Genomic DNA, 17,134 nt, shown 5'->3' on the forward strand with positions numbered 1-17,134 from the left:
TCAGAGCTCCTGGAACGCCGGCGCGTAGACCAGCCTGCCGCTGACCGGCGCCTCGCCCCACGAAATCGCCTGCAGCGCCTCGCCCTGATAGTCGCTTTCGAAGCCTGCGGCGCGCTCGTGCGCATAGAAGAAGCGACCGTAATAGGCCGGATCGCCCAGCACGACGCTCAGCGTTTCGCCCGCGGCGCGCAGGCGACGGTGCGCCTCTTCCACAAGCGCCGCGCCGATGCCTTGTCCCTGCGCAGCGGGCGAAACCGCCAGCGGCGCGAGCGCGACCGCGGCGAAGCTGCGGTTGCGTGTCTCCACCATCAGCCGCGAGAACAGCACATGGCCGACAAGTTCGCCGTTCCGCTCCGCGACCAGTTCGAGCACATCATCGCTGGCGGCGACCAGCAGCTCGACGAGCCGTGCCTCGCCATCCTGCCCGAAGGCGGCTTCCTCGACCGCGCGGATCGCGCCGCGATCCCGCTCGCCCGCCTCGCGGATGGTAATGCCGTTCATGACAGCTCGTCTCCCTCGCCGATCTTGGCGCCGCGCAGGAACTCGCCCGCCGCCATCGGCTTTCCGCCTGCCCGCTGCAGCTCCGTCAGCCGTACCGCGCCCGTGCCGCAGGCTACGGTCAGCCGATCGTCGAGGATGCGCCCGGCAGGCCCCTCGCCCTCGGCCATCGTCGAGCGCAGCAGCTTCACGCGTTCCGCCTTGCCCCCGGCAGTCATCTCGCACCAAGCGCCCGGAAACGGCGACAGCCCACGAATGTGGTTGTGCACCTCCGCCGCGCTCCGCGACCAGTCGATGCGCGCCTCCTCCTTGGCGATCTTCTTCGCGTAGGTCGCGCCTTCTTCCGGCTGCGGTTTCAGCGACAGCGATCCGGCTTCGAGCGCCTCCAGCGCCCGCACCATCAGTGCGGCACCCGTTGCCATCAGCGCGTCGTGCAATTCGCCAGCGGTCATGTCGGGACCGATGGCGACGCGTTCCGTCAAGGCCACAGGGCCGGTATCGAGCCCCTCGTCCATCTTCATGACCATCATGCCGGTCTCGGTGTCACCGGCCATGATCGCGCGCTGGATCGGAGCCGCGCCGCGCCAGCGCGGCAGCAGCGACGCATGGCCGTTGAACGCGCCCAGACGGGTGCCGTCGAGGATCGGCTTCGGCAGCAGCAACCCGTAAGCGACCACGACGGCGACGTCCGCCTCCAGATCGCGGAAAGCCTGTTGTTCGTCCTCGCCTTTCAGCGACTTGGGCGTGCGCACCTCGACGCCCAGTTCCTCGGCAAGCAGATGCACCGGCGACTTTGTCAGTTCCAGTCCGCGCCGGCCCGCAGGGCGCGGCGGCTGGCTATAGACGGCAGCGATCTCGTGCCCGGCCTCGGCGATCGCGCGCAGCGTCGCGGCCGAAAACTCGGGCGTTCCCATGAAGATGACGCGTAGGGACATGGTGCGGCCTCCGGCTCGCCGGCGCGGGCTAGCCGGCCATCCGGCTGAGGGGTTTGTCGCGCGCCAGCTTCTTGAACCTGCGCACCACCATGTCGCGCTTGAGCTTGGAGATGTGGTCGATGAACAGCACCCCGTTCAGATGGTCGATCTCGTGCTGGAGGCAGGTCGCCATCAGGCCGTCGGCCTCGATGACCTGTTCCTTGCCGTCGCGGTCGAGATATTTCACCGTCACCGTGTCCGGCCGCTCGACCTCGGCGTAATAGTCCGGGATCGACAGGCAGCCTTCCTCATAGACCGAAACGCCGTCGCCGCTGGCGACGATTTCCGGGTTGATGAAGACATGCGGCGCCTTCGGCTCGTCCTCCTTGGCGAGATCGATCACCAGCATGCGGCGCGGTTCGCCGATCTGGATCGCCGCCAGCCCGATGCCGGGCGCGTCATACATCGTCTCGAGCATGTCGTCGGCAAAGCGCCGCAGCGCGTCGTCGACGCGCTCCACCGGCTCGGAAACCTGGCGCAGGACGGGATCGGGAAGGATGACAAGAGGTCTGATCATGCCCGTCAGGTAATCGCTAACCCCAGAGGCGTCAACGGCTTTGGCGAGAATGTTCACGTTTTGGTCTTATGCCGGCCAGCCGAATCGTCTATCCTGAAGGGATGGATGATCCGGCCGCACTGCTTTCGCTCCCCGTCGCCCATCTCGGCGCGACCACAATCACGCTGGGCCAGGCCCTTGCGGGTGTGGTCGCGCTGATGCTGCTGCTGGTCCTTTTCCTCACGTTCGCCCTGCTACGCTCCGCTCGCTCCCGCGCCGAGGCGGCAGCCGAAGCCTCGCAGCGCGCCCGCGAGGCGGAAGCGCGCATGGCCGAGATCGCCCGCGCGCAGGCCGAGATGCAGGGGCGCATGGGCACCATCGCCGAGGTCTTCGGCAGCCGGCAGGCGGAACTGACGAAATCGATCGGCGAGCGGCTTGACGGGATGAGCGCGCGGCTCGGCCATTCGATCACCGAGCAGACGAAGTCGACCCACGAAAACCTGGCGAAGCTGCAGGAGCGGCTGGCGGTGATCGACACGGCGCAGTCCAACATCCAGTCGCTGGCCGGACAGGTCGTGCAGCTCCAGCAGATCCTGTCCAACAAGCAGACGCGCGGCGCGTTCGGCCAGAGCCGCATGGAGGCGATCGTCGCCGATGGCCTGCCGCACGGCGCCTACGAGTTCCAGGCGACGCTGTCGAACAACAACCGCCCCGATTGCCTCGTGCGCATGCCCAACGGCGCGCCCGACCTCGTCATCGACGCAAAGTTCCCGCTGGAATCGTGGAACGCGATACGTGCCGCCGCCGAGAGCGAAGGCGCGGACGCGCAGAAGGTCGCCGCGCAGGCCTTTCGCCGCGACGTGGAGGTCCACATCCGCGCCATCGCGGAGAAGTACCTGATAGCGGGCGAAACACAGGACACGGCCTTCATGTTCGTGCCGTCCGAATCGATCTTCGCCGAGATCCACGAGAACTTCGAGGCGGTCGTGCAGAAGGCGCACCGCGCACGCGTGGTCATCGTCTCGCCGTCGCTGCTGATGCTGTCGATCCAGGTGATCCAGGCCGTGCTCAAGGATGCGCGCATGCGCGAGCAGGCGCACCTTATCCAGCACGAGGTGGTGCGGCTGATGGAAGATGTCGGCCGCCTCGACGATCGCGTGCGCAAGCTGCAGACGCATTTCTCGCAGGCGAGCCGCGACGTCGAGACGATCCTGACCTCGGTCGACAAGGTCACGCGGCGCGGTGCCAAGATCGAGGCGCTGGAGTTCGGCATCGAGGGCGGCGCGCCGGAGGCGGAAGAGCCCGCGCCGCGAACGGCCTCGTCGCGCACCGGGCAGTTGCGGCTGCATGTGGTCGAAGACGGCGAATGATGCCCGCATCCTGCCACGATCCTGTTTGAAGAAGCCCACCGTCGCAAATTCGAAGGGCATCCATGAACCGCATCGCAAAAGCAGGCAGCGCCACCGGCGCGGCCGTCATGCTGGCAGGAGCGCTACTGGTCGCCGGCTGCCAGACGGGAACCGCGCCCGGCGCTTCGGCCGGGGCGTCACGCTCCGGGCTGGCCTATCTGGCCGAGATTCGCACGTCAGCCGGCCTGCCGGCGCTGCGACCCGATCCGACGCTGGAGAAAGCGGCATTGCGCCAGTCCGGCTACATGGCGCAATCGGGCCGCATGGCGCACGACACCGGCTGGCGACGCGATTTCGCCACCCGGATGAAGGCGGACGGCGTCGCCGCGCCGGCAGCTGAGAACCTCGCCCACGGGCGCATGGAGATGGCGCGGCTGTTCCAGATGTGGATGGCCTCCTCCGGCCACCGCCGCAACATGCTCGACAAGCGCTTCACCCGCTTCGGCCTCGCCTATGCGGGCACCGATGACGACCGGCGTTACTGGACGCTTGTGCTCGGCAAATAGCATAAGCGTCAGTTAAGCCGTGCGCGGGCGAAATCGGCGAGTTCATCTGTAAACGTCGACAGATCGTCCTTGAGGCCGGCGAACCCGCCGGTGCGGTCGAGCGTGCCGTGGTCCATGTAGAGGGCGCGGTTGATCTCGATCTGCAGCGTGTGCCGCCCCTCCTCCGGCTTCCCGTAGCGCTCCACGATCAGCGCGCCCTTATACGGATCGTTGAGCCCGACACTGTAGCCGAGCGCCGAGAGGTGGTCGGCGACGAAGCGCGTGAGCGCCGGATCGCATGACGTGCCATCGAGATCGCCCAGCACGAAGTCCGGACGCTTTTGGCCAGGGTCTGGCGCCAGCGCATTGCCGACCGGCTGCATCGAATGCCAGTTGATGTGCAGCACCTCGCCGAATCGCTCCGTCAGCCGCGCCATCTCGTCTTCCAGCGCCGCGTGATAGGGCCGCCAGTAGGCATCGATGCGCCGCCGTATCTCGTCCGCGCTCAGAAGCCGGTCGTAGATCGGCACCGCGTCGCCGATCAGGCGGAAGATCAGCCCGACGCCACGCTCCGAATTGACCGAAGGCGCGGTCTCCTCCGCCCAGTCTTCCGGCAGAAGATGTGGATCGAGATCGTCGGCGGTGCGGTTGGGATCGATATAGGTTCTGGCAAACAGCGCCTTGATGAGCGTCGCGCCATGGCTCGGCGCATCAATGACGAGGTCGTCGACGAACCGGTCCTCGCCGCCCAGCAGCAGTCGCATCTCGGCCGCCGGCAGGAAATCCTCGGGATAGACCCGGCCACTATGCGGCGAATCGTAGAGCAGCGGTAGTTCCTCGCCGTCCGGCCGCCGGACCGATACCGCCTGCGGCAGGCCTTCGGGTTCGCCCTGCCTAGACATCGCCGTCCTCGAAGATGCCGGCCGGGTTGGCGCGTGTCGCCATGCGCCGGATATGCGGCAGCAGCTTCTCCGCGAAGACCGAATGCAGCCGCATCAGCTCGCCCACCGGGTCGTCGTGGTCGTCCACGCGAATGTCCCAAAGCGGATATTCCTCGCTGGCCACCACATAGACTGTCGAGGAGCGCTCCTCCTTCCGGTCTCCGCCTTCGGCCATGCCCGCAGCAAGCGCGCGGATCAGCCGTTCCACCAGCGGCGTGTTCGGCTTCTCGCCGAAGGCGCGCACTGCTGCCTCGATTACCTGTGGCCCTTCGAGCCGGTTTCCCTGCACGCAGAAATCGCGATGCGCCTGCCCGCCCGCCCATGGCTTGCAGCCCTCGCCGGTCCAGATCGCGGCGCGGCCGTCGCGGTCGATCACGCCGAGCTGCCGCCGATCCATGCGCGGATCATGCTGGCGCAGCGCCTCGATCACCTCGTCGGCCCACATGCCGCTCTGCAGCAGCCTTATGCCGTCGATGCCGAGATACGGATTCAGCCGTGCCTGTGTGGCGATCGCGCCAGCGCCGGGCGCGGCGTGCGTCAGAAGCTTGCCGACGGCCGGAAGCGCGGTGATGGCGGCAATGCCGAACTCGCCCGTTCGCGGGCAGCGGGCGACGATGGAAAAGGTCATGAAGCGCCTCTGGCTGGAAACCACGTCAGGGGAACGACGGGCGGCGTCCCCGGTTCCCGCGTCGCGCGTCGGAGGATGGACTGTTCACAGCAAACCGCTTTGCGCGCGATGGATCGGCAGCCTATCTGTCGGAGACAATTCGGGAGACTTTATGATGGAACTCGGCCTCTACACGTTCGCCGATGTCGGCACTGACCCGGTTACCGGCGCAAAGGTCGGGCCGGCGGAACGGCTGCGCAATCTCGTCGAGGAAATCGAGCTTGCCGACCAGCTCGGGCTCGACTTCTTCGGGCTGGGCGAACACCACCGCCCCGACTATGCGGTCTCCTCGCCCGCCGTCGCGCTTGCGGCCGCCGCCACGCGCACCAGGAACATCCGCCTGTCGAGCGCGGTTTCGGTTCTGTCGTCGGACGATCCGATTCGCGTGTTCCAGCAGTTCGCCACGCTCGACAATCTGAGCGAGGGCCGTGCCGAGATCATGGCGGGCCGCGGCTCCTTCATCGAATCCTTCCCGCTGTTCGGCTACGCGCTCGAGGACTACGACACACTGTTCGCCGAAAAGCTCGAAATGCTCATCAAGCTGAACGAGGGTGAAATCTTCTCGTGGCCGGGTGGCCAGCACACGCCGAAGGTCGACAATCGCGGCGTCTATCCGCGCCCGCTGCAGGAGAAGCTGCCGCTATGGATCGCCGTCGGCGGCACGCCGCAATCGGTCGGCCGCGCGGCGATGCTCGGCCTGCCGCTGGCGCTCGCCATTATCGGCGGCGAGCCGCACCGTTTCGCGCCGCTGTTCAAGCTCTACCGCGAGGCGGCAGCCAAGTTCGGACGCGACCCGGCAACCCTGAAGACCTCCATCAACGTGCATGGTTTCGTCGCCGAAACGACGCAGGAGGCTATCGACACGGCCTTTCCGGCACACACCGACGTGATGAACCGTATCGGGCGCGAGCGCGGCTGGGGCCCGACGGGCAAGGACCAGTTCGCCGCCTCCGCCGCCCCGCGCGGCGCGAACTTCGCCGGCAGCCCGGCGGAAGTCACCGACAAGATTCTTGCCAACCACGAGATCTTCGGCTTCGACCGCTTCGTCATCCAGATGGCAATTGGCGTCATGGACCATGCGAAGCTCATGAAGGCCATCGAACTGTTCGGCACGAAGGTCGCGCCAGAGGTGAAGAAGGCCGTGGCGGCGAAGGAAACAACCGCCGCCGAAGCATAAAGCCTTCAACCTCCCCGCCGTCATGGATGTCGCCACGAATCGCCGACATTGAAGTCGGAACCGCGACCTCTTCGCCGTCATCCCGGGCAACCGAGCGGAGTGAGGGCAGACCCGCGACCCATTGAGAGGCGCAGCCGGTCTCCGCAGTTAGCGCGGCGCAGATCACGCACGGCAGGCGCTGTCATGCGCCAAGGTAAGCACCGGGCCGCGCCTTACGATTTCCGGACCAATGGGTCCCGGCTCGGCGGTCGCTTCGCGACCTTGGCCGGGATGACGGTAAGTGATCGCAACACCCCCCGACATGGAGAGGCCGCAGCGCTTCCCGGCTCTCCCTCGCAGGCTCGCTCGGCTGGGATGACGCCTTCATGAGGGTTCCCGCAAACCGCGACTGGCACAAACATGAGGCGGTTGGTGAACGTGTGCGGACATCCTATATCCGGGCGATGATACCGCTCTCCGTACTCGACCTTTCGCCCGTGCCTGAGGGCAGCGACGTTTCGCAGTCGCTCGCCAACACGCTCGATCTAGCCCGCCATGCCGAGCGCCTTGGCTACAATCGCTACTGGCTGGCCGAGCACCACAACATGCCTGGCATCGCCAGTGCGGCAACCGCCGTGGTGATCGGCCATGTCGCGGCCGGCACCTCCACCATCCGGGTCGGGGCCGGCGGCATCATGCTGCCCAACCATTCGCCGCTGATGGTGGCGGAGGCCTTCGGCACGCTGGCAGCACTCCATCCCGGCCGCGTCGATCTCGGGCTCGGCCGCGCGCCCGGTACCGACCAGCTCACCGCGCATGCGCTTCGGCGCAATATGGGCGGCGGCGTCGATACCTTCCCCAACGATGTCGTCGAGCTCATTCACTACTTCAAGCCGGAGGAACCCGGCCAGCGCGTGCGCGCCGTGCCGGGCGCCGGCCTCAACGTGCCGGTCTGGATGCTCGGCTCCAGCCTCTACGGCGCGCAGCTCGCCGCCATGCTCGGCCTGCCCTACGCCTTCGCCTCGCATTTCGCGCCGGCCGAGATGGAGCATGCGCTGGAAGTCTACCGCACACGCTTCGAGCCTTCGGAGCATCTCGACAGGCCTTACGCGATGCTCGGCCTCAACGTCTTCGCCGCCGACACCGACGAGGAAGCGCGGCTGCTCTTCACCTCGCTGCAGCAGGCCTTCGTCAATTTGCGCACGGGCCGCGCCGGCAAGCTGCCGCCGCCCGTTCCCGGCTTTGCCGAAAATCTTGACCCGTCAGCCAAGGCGATGCTCGACCATGCGCTTTCCTGCGCCATCGTCGGTTCGCGCGAGACCGTCCGCGACGGGCTCAGGGCCTTCGTCGCGCGCACCGGCGCAGACGAGCTGATGGTCACGGCCCAGATCTTCGACCACACGGCGCGGGTGCGCTCGTTCGACATCCTGGCGGCCGCCCGCGACGAACTGGACCGCGCCGAGGCCGCCGAATAGGCGACCGGGGCTGTCAACATGCACCTTTGACGTGTATCAACGGGCCGGGCTGAGTTTGGGCTAAAGATCATTCGTTCGCGAATGAGGGAGGCCGCGTGAACGCCGGGCCGATCTACACCGTCGAGGGAGTGACCAAGGTCTACCGCACCGGGGAGGTCGAGGTGCGGGCGCTGCGCGGCGTCGACATCGAGATCGGGGCCGGCGAGTTCATCGTCTTGCTCGGCCCGTCAGGCAGCGGCAAGTCGACGCTCGTCAACATTCTCGGCGGGCTCGACACGGCTACCGAAGGAAAGGTCTTCTTCCGCGACGAGGAGATCACCGGCTTCGGCGACCGCGAGCTAACGAAATACCGCCGCGACCATGTCGGCTTCGTTTTCCAGTTCTACAATCTCGTGCCCAGCCTGACGGCGCGCGAAAACGTCTCGCTCGTCACCGAGATCGCACGCGATCCGATGGACCCCGGCGAGGCGCTGGAGATCGCAGGCCTGCCGCGCGACCGACACGACCATTTCCCCGCGCAGCTTTCCGGCGGTGAGCAGCAGCGCGTCGCCATCGGCCGCGCCATCGCCAAGAAGCCCGAAGTGCTTCTGTGCGACGAGCCGACCGGCGCGCTCGATTCGAAAACCGGCATCCGGGTGCTGGAAGCGCTGGCGCAGGTTAACCGCGACCTCGGCACCACGGTGCTGGTCATCACCCACAACATGGCAGTCGGCCGCATGGCGGACAGGGTGATTCACTTCGCCGATGGCACCGTCGCGCGGATCGAAGAGAACGAGAAGCGCGAGGCACCGGCCTCGATCGCGTGGTGACCCCATGGGTGTGCTCGACCGCAAGCTGATGCGCGATCTCGTCCGGCTGTGGGCGCAGGTCGCGGCGATCGCCCTGGTCATGGCCGCCGGCGTGATGACGCTGGTGCTGGCCGTCGGCGCGCAGCGTTCGCTGTTCGAGACGCGCGAAGCCTATTACGAGCGCAACGCCTTCGCCGACATCTTCGCCACCGCCACCCGCGCCCCGGAACGCCTCTCCGATGAGATCGCCGCCATCCCCGGCGTCGCGAGCGTCGAGACCCGCATCCGCGAGAACGCGGTGCTCGACATAGAGGGCATGCTGGAACCCGCCAGCGGCATGCTGGGCTCGGTGCCCGACGACGGCCAGCAGGTGCTGAACCAGCTCTATATGCGGCTGGGCCGCCTGCCCTCACCCGGCCATCCGGCCGAGATCGTCGTCAACGAGCCCTTCGCCAATGCGCACGGCTTCGAACCCGGCGACACGCTCAGCGCCATCATCAACGGCCGCAAGCGCGCGCTCACCATCGTCGGCGTCGCGCTGTCGCCCGAGTTCATCTACGTCGTGCCCGACCTGATGCCGGACGACCGGCGGCTGGGCGTCGTGTGGATGTCGCAGACGGCGCTCGCCGCCGCGTTCGACCTCGACGGCGCGTTCAACGCGGTTTCCGTCAAGCTCCTGCGCGGGCAGCCGCCCGAGCCGGTGATCGACGAGATCGACCGGCTGCTCGAACCCTTTGGCGGGCGCGGCGCGCATGATCGGGACGACCAGCAGAGCCACGCCTTCCTCGATGCGGAGCTGACGCAGCTTCAGGCGATGAGCTACGTGCTGCCGCCGATCTTCTTGCTGGTCGCCGGCTTCCTGGTCAACATGATCCTGTCGCGCCTGATCGCCCTGGAGCGCGAGCAGATCGGCCTCATGAAAGCCGTCGGCTACACCGGCGCCGGCGTCGCCTGGCACTACATGAAGCTCGTCATCGTCATCGCGCTCATCGGCGTCGCCATCGGCATCGCGGCGGGCACATATCTGGGGCGCGGCCTTACCCGCCTCTATGGCGACTTCTTCCACTTCCCGTTCCTGATCTTCCGGCTCAGCCTCGACGTCTATGTCATCGCCATCGCCGTTTCGGTGGCGGCCGCGACGCTGGGCGCGCTGCGCTCGGTGCGCGCCGCGGCCGCCCTGCCGCCCGCCGTTGCGATGCGCCCGCCTGCGCCTGCGCGCTATCGCCGGCTCTTCGGCGGCGGCTTGCCCTTCATATCGCTGCTGCCGCAGACCACGGTGATGATCGGACGCAACATCGTGCGCCGGCTGCTGCGCTCGCTTTTCACCAGCTTCGGCATCGCGCTGTCGGTCGCGGTGCTGGTCGGCTCGCTGTTCTCGCTGGACGCGGTCGAGGAGATGATCGACATCACCTTCTTCAGCGCCGAGCGGCAGCATGCGACGATCAGTTTCGTCCACAAGCTGCCTGCCGAAGCGCTCTACGAAGTCGAGCGCCTGCCCGGCGTGATGGCGGCCGAGCCCGCACGGATGGTGGCCGCGCGGTTCCGCAACGGCCACCTCGAACGTCGGCTCTCGATCACCGGCAAGCCGGCCGGCTCGAACCTGTCGCGCCTGCTCGACGTCGACCGTCAGGAGGTGACCATGCCGCGCGAGGGCGTCGTGCTGACCACGGCGCTCGCAGACATCCTCGAGATCGGTCGCGGCGAAACGATCGAGATCGAGCTGATGGAGGAGCACCGCGAGACCGTGCAGCTACCCGTCTCGGCCATCGTCGAAAGCTATATCGGCCTCGGCGCCTTCATGGAGATCGAGGCGCTCAACCGGCTGATGCGCGAGGGGCCGTCCATCTCGGCCGTGCACGTCACTACCGACGCCTCGCAGATCGCCGCCCTTTACGAAGCGGTGAAGAACCTGCCGATGGTCGGCTCGATCGCGCTGCAGCGCGCCTCGGTCGCCAAGTTCCGCGAAACCATGGCCGAAAACCTCACCATGATGGTGACCATCTATGTCGCGCTTGCCGGCATCATCGCCTTCGGCGTCGTCTACAACGGCGCGCGCATCCAGCTATCCGAGCAGGGGCGCGAGCTTGCAAGCCTCAGGGTGCTCGGCTTCACCCGCGGCGAGGTGTCGTGGATCCTGCTCGGCGAGTTCGCGATCCTGACGCTTGCCGCCCTGCCGCTCGGCTGGCTGCTCGGTTACGCCATGGCCTATTCGACCGCCGAAGGGCTGGCGACCGAGATGTTCCGCCTGCCGCTGGTGATCGAGCGCTCCACCTATGCCTGGGCGAGCGTCGTGGTGCTGGTGGCCTCGGCGCTGTCGGCGCTGATCGTGCGCCGGCGCATCGACCGGCTCGACCTGATAGAAGTCTTGAAGACGAGAGAGTGACCGATGGCGATTCCGCTTCGAAAATCTGCCTGGATCGTGGCCGGCCTGGCGCTGGCCGGCGCGGCGGCGTGGTGGGCGTTCCGCGCGCAGCCGGTGGCGGTCGACATGGCCGCGGTCGAGCGCGGCACGCTGGAGGTGACCGTCAGCGATGACGCGCGCACGCGCATCCGCGACGTCTATACGGTGTCGGCACCCGTGGCCGGCACGGTGCAGCGCACGCCCGGCCACGTCGGCGACCAGGTGGTCGCTGGCGAAACCATCGTCGGCGTGGTTCGCCCGGCCGCGCCCGCTCTGCTCGACACCCGTTCGCGACGCGAGGCGCAAGCCGCCCTTGCAGCGGCCGGCGCGGCGGTGCGGCTTGCCGAAGCCCAGTACCGCGAGGCGGAAACCGCGCTGGAGCTGGCAAGGGCCGAAGCTGCCCGCAACGAGGAACTCAGCCGCCGCAGCATCGTCTCCGATCGCTCGCTGCAGGAGGCGCGGGGAGCCGTAACCCAGGCCGAGGCCCGGCTTGCCAGTGCCGCCGCGAGCGTCGAGATGCGCAGGCGCGAACGCGAAAGCGCACAGGCGCGGCTGGACGACCCCGAAAGCGTCACCAGCAACGGCAATGGCGGCTGCTGCATCACCGTCGAATCGCCGGTGAACGGCGAAATCCTGACCATCCACCATGAGAGCGAGGCGGTGGTTGCCGCCGGCACGCCGCTCGTCGAGATCGGCGATCCGGCCGAACTCGAAGTGGTGGCCGAGCTTCTCTCGGCGGATGCCGTACGCGTGCCGCCCGAGGCCGACGCCCGGATCGAAGGCTGGGGCGGTCCGCCGCTGGAGGCGCGGGTGCGCCGCGTCGAGCCGACCGGCTTCACAAAGGTCTCGGCGCTCGGCATCGAGGAGCAGCGGGTACGCACGATCCTCGACCTTCTCGCCCCGCCGGAGGATCGCCCGGGGCTCGGCCACGGCTACCGAGTGACGGCGCGCATCACCATCGAGCGCCACGAGGACGCGCTGCTGGTGCCGCTCGGCGCGCTCTTCCGGCAAGGCGCGGACTGGGCCGTTTTTGTCGCCGGCGCGGAAAACAAGGCAGCGCTGCGCACGGTCGACGTCGGCGCACGCGACGCCCGCAACGCCGTCGTTCTGTCCGGCCTTTCGGAAGGCGAACAGGTCATCATGCACCCCAGCGACAGGATCACCGAGGGCGTGGAAATCACGCGGCGCTGACGTCGCCGCCCTGCGGACGCCATCGCCCGTCCTGCCCGCGCGCCAGCAGCGGCGTCGCCGTCGCGCCATGGATGGGCAGGTCGCCCATGCCGGCTTCGGCCAGCGCATCGCGCCAGCTTTCGCCCTGCAGCATCGCGAAGATCGCCGCAGCGGGCCGCAGCCCGGCGCGCTCCAAAAGCCGCAGCACCGAAACCAGCGACGCGCCCGTGCTGACCACGTCGTCCACCAGCACGAAGGGTCGCCCCTCCAACACCGGGAGCATGCGCGGATCGACATAGATACGCTTTTCACCGCCGGGACTGGTGATCGAACGCAGCGGTTCCGACAGCGCCTCGTCGTACCAGAACTTGCGCGAGGTACCGAGCGCGACCATGCGCGGGTGGCCAAGCCGCCGCGCCACGTTGGCCGCCAGCGGCAGGCCCAGCGTCGGCACGCCGACCACCACCGCCGGATGATAGTGCCGCGCCGACTCCATCATCGCTTCGGCAAGCGCGTCCTCGACGGCGAAGCTTGCCTGGTTGACGATCAGCGAGGCGACTGCGCGATCGTCGCCGCCGGGCAGAACCCGGATCGGCAGCGACACCTGCCGCCCGTCCGGCAGCGTAGCCGGATAAAGATCGGCAAACCCTTCCGCGATGCCGTCGGCAAAGGTGCCCGGCGCGTGGATTTCCTGCCAGAACTGGTGTGGAGCGAGCATCGGCGACTTGCTTTCCGGAATAAAAAGGGCGACCTGCAAAGGCGAGCACCACCTTCTAACCGCATCACGGGACGTGTCCAGAGATGAGCGATTTCCTCGACCCGCAGGACCTCGAAGAACTGGTTGCGCTGCGCCGCGACCTGCACGCCCATCCGGAGCTCGGCTTCGAGGAGGAGCGCACCAGCGCCATCGTGAAGACGTTTCTTGCCGATTGCGGCATCGCGGTCGAGCACGGCATCGGCGGAACCGGCGTGGTCGGCACGCTCAAGCGGGGCAACGGTACCACATCGATCGCGTTGCGTGCCGACATGGATGCGCTCGCCATGCCCGAAACCGCCACGGAGCGCCCTTACCGCTCAAAATTCCCCGGCAAGATGCACGCCTGCGGCCATGACGGCCACACCGTCATGCTGCTGGGCGCTGCCCGCAAGCTGGCGCGCAGCCGCTCCTTTTCCGGCACCGTGCATTTCGTGTTCCAGCCGGCGGAGGAGGGCCGGGGCGGCGCGCAGGCGATGGTCGACGACGGCCTGTTCAAGCGGTTCGCGATCGACCGTTTCTATGGCCTGCACAACATGCCCGGCATCGCGATCGGCGAGATGGCGGTGGTGCCCGGCCCGCAGCTTGCCTCGTCCGACCGCTGGGAGGTCACCTTCAAGGGCGTCGGCACTCATGGCGGCAAGCCGCATCTCGGCCTCGACCCTACGGTCGCCACCGGCCAGTTCCTCAGCGCGATCCACACCATCGTTTCGTGCAAGGTCGATCCGGTGGAGGCGGCCGTCGTCAGCGCTTGCGCGATCGAGGCCGGTGATTTCAAGGCGCTCAACGTCATCCCCGACGAGGTGCGCATCGGCGGCACGGCGCGCGCCTACAGCCACACAGTGCGCGACCTGATCGAAGCGGAGATCGGCCGTATTGCCGCCGGCATAGCTGCGGCTGCCGGCATCCGCGTTACCTACGACTACCGCCGCGGCATGCCGCCCGTCATCAACGAGGCGGACGCAACGCAGCGCGCGCTGGCGGCCGCGCAGGCCGCGCTCGGCACCGCAAACGTGGCGACCGCCTATCCGCCATCGACAGCGGGCGACGATTTCGCGATTTTCTCGGGAAAAGTCCCCGGCGCCTATGTCTGGCTCGGCAACGGACCGGCGCAAGACGGCGCCCTGCACCACAACACCCGCTACGATTTCAACGACGCCGCCATCGAACCCGGCGTCCGCTTCTGGACCACGCTGGTGGAGCAGGAACTGCAGGCGGGGTGAGTGGTGCGCCCTTCGAGGCTCGCTACGCTCGCACCTCAGGATGAGGAAGGTCGCGCTCGAAGTCTATCGTTCCTCCTCATCCGGCCGCTTCGCGGCCCCTCCCCCGATGCGTCGACAGGGCAGCATATGGAAACAACCAACGCCGTGGCGGTCTCATACCCCCACCCCTTACCCCTCCCCACAAGGGGGAGGGAGACCTTGATGTTTCGCCATTTCCGGCGGCGTCTGTGTAGAGCGCTCACGTTCCAGAACCCCCTCCCCCTTGTGGGGAGGGGTAAGGGGTGGGGGTAACGCCATATCCGATTGCCCTCTACAGCCGGCCAGAGGATGGTCGCGAAGCAGCCCCGTGAGGAGAACAGCATGCTTCGAGCCCACGCTTTCGCATTGAGGCACGCTCGGCTTCCCTCGTCCTGAGGTGCGAGCAAAGCGAGCCTCGAAGGACGCACTACCGGCCCGACAACCGCGCCCCCAGCAACTCCAGCGCACCCGCGCTATCGACCTTCATCGCCACTGCAATTGCGGTGCCTGCCTTCCGGTCGACGTCGAGCGCACCTGCGTCGGGTGCCTCGCCCAGGTCGACCGCTATCGGCAGCGTCTCCAGCTTGAACAAGTCGGGCCGTTCGGCAAACAGCATGACGCAGGGATCGTGCAGCGGCCGGCTCTCGCCACCGGAGGTCGACAGGAAATAGGCGTCGATCAGGTCGGCCGAGGCGGCAGCGGCGGCCACGCCGCTCTCGCGCAGGGCGGCCGTATAGGCGCGGGTCGCGCGCACCTTGCGCGTCACGTCGAGCGGCACCAGCACCGTCTCGAGCCCTGCCCGGAAGACGATGTCGGCGGCCTCGGGGTCGGCGGCGATGTTGAACTCGGCGCGGGGGCCGATATTCCCCGGCTCGTCGACGGCGCCTCCCATGGCGATCAGCCGCCGGATGCGCCGCGCCGCTTCGGGGTAGTCGCTCACGAGCCGCGCAATGTTTGTCAGCGGGCCGAGCGCCAGTATGTCGATGCTGCCTTCCGGCTCGCGCATCAGCAGGCCCGCCAGCCATTCGACCGCGTCCGCCAGCGGCGGTACCGCCGGCTCCGGAAACCGGACCCCGCCGAGACCATCATTGCCGTGTATGTCGGCCGTGTCGAAACCCTTGCGCGAAAGCGGCGCCGGCGCGCCCGCAATCACCGGGATGTCGCCGCGCCCCGCCAGCGCCAGGATACGGCCGGCATTGCGGGTTGTCGTCTCGATGCCGATATTGCCGGCCACCGTCGTGAGGCCGAGAATGTCGAAGGCGGGCGACGACAGCGCATGCAGAATCGCGACCGCGTCGTCGATGCCGGGATCGGTGTCGATCACGGCGCGGATGGTTGCATCGCTCATTACGCCTGCCCGTCGGCGGCGTCGATGCGCGCCATCTCCGCCTTGAATTCACCTGCGACCTGCAGCGCGTCGCGCATCACCTTCCTGCGCTCCAGCGTCTTCACGCCGCGGTCCCGCATCAGCCACGCGCCCGCAACCATCACGTCGCGCACGTCCACCGGCATCGCCGAGAACACCAGCGTCGCGTAATGATCGTAGATCGGCTGCAGGCGCGCCGCCGACACGTCGATGCGGATCAGATCGGCCTGCTTGCCGGGCTCCAGCGAGCCGATCCTGCCATCCATGCCCAGCACCTTCGCGCCTTCGATAGTCGCCATGCGGATCACTTCCCTCGCCGGCATCGGCTTGCGGCTGTGGCCCAGCAGCTTCTGAAACATCGTCACCGGCGCGAACTGCGAGAACAGGTCGAGCGTGTTGCCGCTCATCGGCCCGTCTGTCGCGACGCCGACCGGAATGCCCGCCGCGCGCATCGCCTCCACTGGCGCGATGCCGCGCCCCGCCTTGGCGTTGGAGCGCGCATTGTGCGCGACGCAGACCTGCGCGTGGGCCATCTTCTCGATGTCGCTGTCGCTGACATGCAGGCAGTGCGCGCAGATCAGTCCCTTGCACAGCAGACCCGCCTTCTCCACCACCTCGACCGGGCGCAGGCCGTGGTTCTTCGCGCACCACTCCATCTCCGAATCCATTTCGGCGAGATGGATCTGCACCGGCACGTCGGGGTGGTCGTCGGCCCAGCGCGCGACGCGGTTCATCACCGCGATGTCGGTCGAATAAGGCGCATGCGGCGCGATCGACGCGGTCACGCGCGGATGGCCGGCGAATTCATCCACCAGCGCTTCCGTCAGCGCGAAGCCCTCGTCGATGGTCTTGTGATCGGGCGGGTTGAAATCGGCGATGGTCTGCCCGACGACGCCGCGTATGCCGGCCTGGTCGACCACCCGGCCGACTTCGGTCTCGAAGTAGTACATGTCTGCGACGGTGGTGACGCCGCCCTCGATCAGCTCGAGTGCTGCCAGCGCCGTTCCCGCGCGCACCATCTGCGGGGTGACGAACTTGCGCTCCATCGGCAGCACGTAGCGGTAGAGCCGGTCGTCGACATCCTCCCCCAGCCCGCGAAACAGCGTCATCGCCATGTGGCAGTGCGGGTTCACCATGCCCGGCATGACGATGTCGCCGCCGACGTCGACCACCTCGGCGCCCTCGACCCGCGGTGCGGGGCCGGCTCCGGTCGCGACGATGCGCTCACCGTCGACATGGACGAACCCGCCCTCGATCGCCGGCATGTCGGGCGTGCAAGGAATCAGCGTGGCATTGGTTATGATGGTGGTCAT

At 67.7% G+C, this 17,134-nt stretch carries 16 protein-coding genes; 8 read left to right on the forward strand and 8 right to left on the reverse strand.

Annotation, left to right across the window (positions count from 1 at the left end):
- The 3 genes from ACVJNE_RS21245 to def are packed head-to-tail and all read right to left on the reverse strand — an operon-like array spanning position 1 to position 1,989.
- The gene (locus ACVJNE_RS21245; RefSeq protein WP_499568793.1) at positions 1–501 is read right to left on the reverse strand and encodes a GNAT family N-acetyltransferase; all 501 of its coding nucleotides are present in this window, start codon (positions 499–501) and stop codon (positions 1–3) included.
- Positions 498–1,433, reverse strand: coding sequence for a methionyl-tRNA formyltransferase (fmt, locus tag ACVJNE_RS21250; RefSeq protein WP_499568794.1), 936 nt, complete (start codon positions 1,431–1,433; stop codon positions 498–500). Before fmt ends, ACVJNE_RS21245 begins: the two co-directional genes overlap by 4 nt.
- A 28-nt stretch (positions 1,434–1,461) precedes the next feature.
- Positions 1,462–1,989, reverse strand: coding sequence for a peptide deformylase (def, locus tag ACVJNE_RS21255; RefSeq protein ID WP_173189950.1), 528 nt, complete (start codon positions 1,987–1,989; stop codon positions 1,462–1,464).
- A gap of 68 nt (positions 1,990–2,057) precedes the next feature.
- On the opposite strand from def, the gene ACVJNE_RS21260 reads away from it, so the two are divergent.
- Both ACVJNE_RS21260 and ACVJNE_RS21265 read left to right on the forward strand, forming a co-directional pair.
- Positions 2,058–3,338: a DNA recombination protein RmuC gene (locus ACVJNE_RS21260; RefSeq protein WP_499568795.1), complete on the forward strand. Its 1,281-nt coding sequence runs from the start codon at positions 2,058–2,060 to the stop codon at positions 3,336–3,338.
- A gap of 62 nt (positions 3,339–3,400) precedes the next feature.
- Positions 3,401–3,883, forward strand: coding sequence for a CAP domain-containing protein (locus ACVJNE_RS21265; RefSeq protein ID WP_499568796.1), 483 nt, complete (start codon positions 3,401–3,403; stop codon positions 3,881–3,883).
- An 8-nt stretch (positions 3,884–3,891) separates the two neighbouring features.
- Here ACVJNE_RS21265 and ACVJNE_RS21270 read toward each other — a convergent pair whose 3' ends face one another.
- On the reverse strand, positions 3,892–4,764 hold the full coding sequence (locus ACVJNE_RS21270) for an N-formylglutamate amidohydrolase (RefSeq protein ID WP_499568797.1): 873 nt from the start codon (positions 4,762–4,764) through the stop codon (positions 3,892–3,894).
- Positions 4,757–5,431 carry a DUF1028 domain-containing protein gene (locus ACVJNE_RS21275; protein WP_368801813.1) on the reverse strand — a complete coding sequence of 225 codons (675 nt, stop codon included), beginning with the start codon at positions 5,429–5,431 and terminating at the stop codon, positions 4,757–4,759. The genes ACVJNE_RS21270 and ACVJNE_RS21275 overlap by 8 nt, the downstream gene beginning before the upstream one ends.
- A gap of 154 nt (positions 5,432–5,585) precedes the next feature.
- On the opposite strand from ACVJNE_RS21275, the gene ACVJNE_RS21280 reads away from it, so the two are divergent.
- From ACVJNE_RS21280 to ACVJNE_RS21300, 5 genes are all read left to right on the forward strand, one after another.
- On the forward strand, positions 5,586–6,647 hold the full coding sequence (locus tag ACVJNE_RS21280; RefSeq protein ID WP_499568850.1) for an Atu2307/SP_0267 family LLM class monooxygenase: 1,062 nt from the start codon (positions 5,586–5,588) through the stop codon (positions 6,645–6,647).
- Positions 6,648–7,090: 443 nt separating this feature from the next.
- A complete protein-coding gene (locus ACVJNE_RS21285; RefSeq protein WP_499568851.1) occupies positions 7,091–8,101 on the forward strand; it encodes an LLM class flavin-dependent oxidoreductase in 1,011 nt (336 codons plus the stop codon).
- Between the two features lie 95 nt (positions 8,102–8,196).
- The gene (locus ACVJNE_RS21290) at positions 8,197–8,910 is read left to right on the forward strand and encodes an ABC transporter ATP-binding protein (protein WP_499568798.1); all 714 of its coding nucleotides are present in this window, start codon (positions 8,197–8,199) and stop codon (positions 8,908–8,910) included.
- Between the two features lie 4 nt (positions 8,911–8,914).
- Complete coding sequence (locus ACVJNE_RS21295; RefSeq protein ID WP_499568799.1) at positions 8,915–11,272, forward strand: ABC transporter permease; 2,358 nt, start codon at positions 8,915–8,917, stop codon at positions 11,270–11,272.
- Between the two features lie 3 nt (positions 11,273–11,275).
- The gene (locus ACVJNE_RS21300) at positions 11,276–12,481 is read left to right on the forward strand and encodes an efflux RND transporter periplasmic adaptor subunit (protein WP_499568800.1); all 1,206 of its coding nucleotides are present in this window, start codon (positions 11,276–11,278) and stop codon (positions 12,479–12,481) included.
- Here the strand turns inward: ACVJNE_RS21300 and ACVJNE_RS21305 are convergent.
- Positions 12,468–13,178, reverse strand: coding sequence for a phosphoribosyltransferase (locus tag ACVJNE_RS21305; RefSeq protein ID WP_499568801.1), 711 nt, complete (start codon positions 13,176–13,178; stop codon positions 12,468–12,470). The genes ACVJNE_RS21300 and ACVJNE_RS21305 overlap by 14 nt on opposite strands.
- 83 nt (positions 13,179–13,261) lie before the next feature.
- On the opposite strand from ACVJNE_RS21305, the gene ACVJNE_RS21310 reads away from it, so the two are divergent.
- Positions 13,262–14,437, forward strand: coding sequence for an amidohydrolase (locus ACVJNE_RS21310; RefSeq protein ID WP_499568802.1), 1,176 nt, complete (start codon positions 13,262–13,264; stop codon positions 14,435–14,437).
- 445 nt (positions 14,438–14,882) lie between these two features.
- On the opposite strand, the gene ACVJNE_RS21315 is transcribed toward ACVJNE_RS21310, so the two are convergent.
- Both ACVJNE_RS21315 and ACVJNE_RS21320 read right to left on the reverse strand, forming a co-directional pair.
- The gene (locus tag ACVJNE_RS21315) at positions 14,883–15,803 is read right to left on the reverse strand and encodes a nucleoside hydrolase (RefSeq protein WP_499568803.1); all 921 of its coding nucleotides are present in this window, start codon (positions 15,801–15,803) and stop codon (positions 14,883–14,885) included.
- Positions 15,803–17,134 (reverse strand): amidohydrolase family protein, encoded by a 1,332-nt coding sequence (locus tag ACVJNE_RS21320; RefSeq protein WP_499568804.1) that lies wholly within the window; start codon positions 17,132–17,134, stop codon positions 15,803–15,805. Before ACVJNE_RS21320 ends, ACVJNE_RS21315 begins: the two co-directional genes overlap by 1 nt.

The sequence above is a fragment of the Mesorhizobium sp. DxT genome, assembly GCF_058448885.1.

What these genes read in the sequence shown, in the direction of transcription:
- ACVJNE_RS21270 (WP_499568797.1), bottom strand. Translation starts at nt 4,764, where the DNA reads ATGTCTAGGCAGGGCGAACCCGAAGGCCTGCCGCAGGCGGTATCGGTC.
- ACVJNE_RS21300 (WP_499568800.1), top strand. Translation starts at nt 11,276, where the DNA reads ATGGCGATTCCGCTTCGAAAATCTGCCTGGATCGTGGCCGGCCTGGCG.
- ACVJNE_RS21310 (WP_499568802.1), top strand. Translation starts at nt 13,262, where the DNA reads ATGAGCGATTTCCTCGACCCGCAGGACCTCGAAGAACTGGTTGCGCTG.
- fmt (WP_499568794.1), bottom strand. Translation starts at nt 1,433, where the DNA reads ATGTCCCTACGCGTCATCTTCATGGGAACGCCCGAGTTTTCGGCCGCG.
- ACVJNE_RS21245 (WP_499568793.1), bottom strand. Translation starts at nt 501, where the DNA reads ATGAACGGCATTACCATCCGCGAGGCGGGCGAGCGGGATCGCGGCGCG.
- ACVJNE_RS21280 (WP_499568850.1), top strand. Translation starts at nt 5,586, where the DNA reads ATGGAACTCGGCCTCTACACGTTCGCCGATGTCGGCACTGACCCGGTT.
- ACVJNE_RS21305 (WP_499568801.1), bottom strand. Translation starts at nt 13,178, where the DNA reads ATGCTCGCTCCACACCAGTTCTGGCAGGAAATCCACGCGCCGGGCACC.
- ACVJNE_RS21295 (WP_499568799.1), top strand. Translation starts at nt 8,915, where the DNA reads ATGGGTGTGCTCGACCGCAAGCTGATGCGCGATCTCGTCCGGCTGTGG.
- def (WP_173189950.1), bottom strand. Translation starts at nt 1,989, where the DNA reads ATGATCAGACCTCTTGTCATCCTTCCCGATCCCGTCCTGCGCCAGGTT.
- ACVJNE_RS21320 (WP_499568804.1), bottom strand. Translation starts at nt 17,134, where the DNA reads ATGACCACCATCATAACCAATGCCACGCTGATTCCTTGCACGCCCGAC.
- ACVJNE_RS21285 (WP_499568851.1), top strand. Translation starts at nt 7,091, where the DNA reads ATGATACCGCTCTCCGTACTCGACCTTTCGCCCGTGCCTGAGGGCAGC.
- ACVJNE_RS21260 (WP_499568795.1), top strand. Translation starts at nt 2,058, where the DNA reads ATGCCGGCCAGCCGAATCGTCTATCCTGAAGGGATGGATGATCCGGCC.
- ACVJNE_RS21265 (WP_499568796.1), top strand. Translation starts at nt 3,401, where the DNA reads ATGAACCGCATCGCAAAAGCAGGCAGCGCCACCGGCGCGGCCGTCATG.
- ACVJNE_RS21315 (WP_499568803.1), bottom strand. Translation starts at nt 15,803, where the DNA reads ATGAGCGATGCAACCATCCGCGCCGTGATCGACACCGATCCCGGCATC.
- ACVJNE_RS21275 (WP_368801813.1), bottom strand. Translation starts at nt 5,431, where the DNA reads ATGACCTTTTCCATCGTCGCCCGCTGCCCGCGAACGGGCGAGTTCGGC.